This is a genomic window from Edaphobacter sp. (assembly GCF_035532915.1).
In the GTDB taxonomy this organism is placed as follows: Bacteria; Acidobacteriota; Terriglobia; order Terriglobales; family Acidobacteriaceae; genus Edaphobacter.
On record NZ_DATKQC010000211.1, the window covers coordinates 1 to 3,025 of the forward strand.

General features: G+C 58.0%; 3 protein-coding genes. All 3 read right to left on the reverse strand.

Annotated features, from left to right (window positions below; translation table 11 throughout):
- Positions 1-189: 189 nt before the first annotated feature.
- A complete protein-coding gene (locus VMU57_RS10290; RefSeq protein WP_325383077.1) occupies positions 190-1,203 on the reverse strand; it encodes an IS110 family transposase in 1,014 nt (337 codons plus the stop codon).
- A gap of 305 nt (positions 1,204-1,508) precedes the next feature.
- Positions 1,509-2,216 (reverse strand): c-type cytochrome, encoded by a 708-nt coding sequence (locus VMU57_RS10295; RefSeq protein ID WP_325383079.1) that lies wholly within the window; start codon positions 2,214-2,216, stop codon positions 1,509-1,511.
- A gap of 10 nt (positions 2,217-2,226) precedes the next feature.
- Positions 2,227-3,025 (reverse strand): thiamine pyrophosphate-dependent enzyme (locus VMU57_RS10300; protein WP_325383081.1); only part of this gene is annotated, 799 nt, incomplete at its 5' end.

Sequence of the window (3,025 nt, forward strand, 5' to 3'; positions counted from 1 at the left end):
AGATTTTCAAGCAGGATGCGCAGGGAGTAGGGCAGGCTTTCGAGCGAGATGCCGTGCTTCGAAAGCGCGCTCAGTCTAAAAATTTCATAGGTGCGATTGCCGGATTTCAATTCCGACCGGCTGCCAAAGCTGTTCATAACGTGTCTCCCATGAATAGTTGTCTACTCATGCTGTAGTTGGGGCCTGTTTTCAGGAGGCCAGGACGAAATTGGGGAAGTCCTCGAACACCCAGTTATTTTTCAGGGTGTAGTAGATGACTCCCAGGAACTTGCGCGCCAGTGCGATGTTGGCCTTGCCGCCGCCGCGGCGGCGCTGGATGCGTTGGTAGAACTGCTGCAGGTACGAGCTGTAGCGTTTGGCGATCAGGGCGCATTGCACCAGCGTCGTTCGCGCCAGCTTGTTGCCCTGCTTGGTGATATGCCCGGAGTGTTCGGTTTCATTGGAGTTGGCCACGCGCGGCACCAGACCCAGATAGGCGGCCAGCTTGCCGGGGTCGGAGAAGTCCCGGATATCGCCAATAACGCTGAGCAGAACAGCGGCACTGACCGGGCCAATGCCCTTGATGCTCATCAGGTTTTCATGCCCGGCCAGCCTGGGTCCTTCCTCTTCGATCATTTCCTCCAATTCGGCGATACTGCCGTTCAGGCTGCGGATCTGGCCCGCCAGCACGCGGAGCTCGGCCCGCATCAGTGGAGACAGTGGCAGAGTGAGCACCCGCTCCAGCGCCTTGTTGCTGGACAGTGCTTCCCGCTTCAGGTTGATCCCCTCGGCAGAAAGGAGGTTGTTGATCTTGGCCTTCAGCGCCGACCGCTGTTTGACCAGCAGGTCGCGTGTCTGCGCCAGATGACTCATCTCTCTTTGGTTGCGTTCTTTCATCCGCACCTCCGGAAGCAGTCCTTTCGCCAGGTACAGCGCCAACAATTCGGCGTCGTTGCGGTCGGTCTTCTTCACCGACTGGCTGATCACTTTGAACTGGGCCGGATTGACCACCGCCACCCGCTCTACATGTTCGACCACTGCGTCGTAGAACAGCCGGGTGTTGCCCGTCGCTTCCACGGCGATCTCATCGCCTTTCCGCAGTTGCCCGGCAAACAGCTTCAGTTCTTTGATCGGCCACTGCCGCAGATAGGTCCGTCCGCTTTCCCATCGCGTGCATACGGTGAATTGCGTCCGATGCAGGTCCACTCCCAGATATCGCTTCATCTCCGTCTTCTCCTTGTGGTTCTGGAGCAGACGCGCTCTGCGGCGATCACCATTCTCCCATTCAAGGTCCTCGCGGCCTTACGGTGACGCTTCGGTTGCAGGTCTGACTAATCTCCTCTACGAGGTCCCATGGCCTCAAAAAGCATATCCAGCCTGCACCCTGCCTGCTCCAGCAACTAACTGGAGCGTACCGCCTCAGATTCTCGCTGTACTATTCATGCCATCTCCTCTCGCCGTTCACACGTATGAACATTCTCAAGCAATACGTCTATGATCGCCAGGTTCGACGGGGCACTCTTTCAACGTCACTCCTTCAGAAGAGGGATGGAATCGGCGAGCGGCGGCATCGGGATGGATTTTAGGAAAGCGTATATATCCGCCAGCTGTGAGTCCGAAACGACTTTAATTGTGTACGGCGGCATCGAACCGCTGGGATGGTGGACATATTTCGCGAAAGCCGAAAACGGCTGTGTGGGCGGCCCCAGACGCTGCGCCGAGGTTTGCAACGCGCCTTGGCCCTCCCTCCCGTGGCACTCATAGCAGCCAAAGCGCGAGTAAATCAGCGCTCCATTCTTGGCGTTTCCAGCGGGTACATGTTCCGGGTGAGACGGCGGCGGAATCGACTTCAAATACCTATAAATCCTATTCAGGTCTGAGTCCGATAAGTACTCCGGCGAAAACGGCGGCATCGCACCGGTAGGGTGACGAACGAATTTTGCAAAATCCGGGAATCCCAGCGACGGCGGACCGATTCGAGGACTTCCCATTTGCGCCAAACCTTGGCCCTGGGTTCCATGACAAGCGAGGCAGCGATGGCTCTCCAGGATTTGTCTCGCGCTTTGATTCCCGGCCGCTCCAGGCGAGCCGGCGTTTCGGGCCGGTCCTTTTTCTTTTGTTTGCGCCGGCGCGTAGAGTCCAAACGGAATCGAAAAGACTAGAAGCGCCACCAGAACGCGGAAGTGCGCGCCGCTAAAAGACATCTTCCAATCCACAAGGCGTTCGCATCGACTCACAACTCTCTCCTCACCGCGGCTGAGTAAGCACGTCCACCAGCGCCGGCTCACCCCGCCTGACGACTTCAATCGCTCGTTGAATCGCCGGACCAAGTTCTCTCGGATTTGAAATTGGCCCCTCGGCATACACGCCCATGCTCTGCGCCAGCTTGCTGAAATTGACGTATGGGTCCGCCATGGTCGTGCCAATGCCGGCGCGGTCTATGCCACGATTGTGCCGATCGGCCATAATTTGCACCTGCATTACTTCTTCATGGTAGGCACGGTTGTTATGCATAATGTTCAGCACCGGAATGCGGTGATGAGCGGCCGTCCACAAAACTCCCGGGGCATACATCAGATCGCCGTCAGTCTGAATATTGACCGTCAGCCGCCCGTATTTACGGTTCGCCAGCCCCGCGCCGATTGCGGCCGGCGCGCCGTAGCCGACTCCGTAGCCGCCAGCCGAACCGATGTACTGATAATGTTTGTTGAAATCCCAAAGCCGTAGCGGCCAGTTGCTGAGAAACCAAACGCCGGATACAAGCGACCAATCGTAGTTCTTAACCTGCTCCCAGATCTCCGCCGACAATCGGGCGGTGCTGATCGGACTTGCATCCCACGCGAACGACGCTGCGGTCCGTGTTCGCGCCGATGCTTCCCGGTGCGCTTCCGCCAGCTTGACGCCTCGAGCCTGGAAGAAGGTCCGGCGCTCAGCAGTCATCGCGCGCTTGATCGCCTCGGTCAATGCTGGCAAAGTCGCCTCCGCATCGGCTGCGAGCGCAAGGTCGACTTCCTGGAAACGTTGGAAGTCCTGATAATTGCTCTTG

Coding starts and splice junctions, on each gene's coding strand:
- VMU57_RS10290 (WP_325383077.1), bottom strand. CDS start 1,203: ATGAAGCGATATCTGGGAGTGGACCTGCATCGGACGCAATTCACCGTA.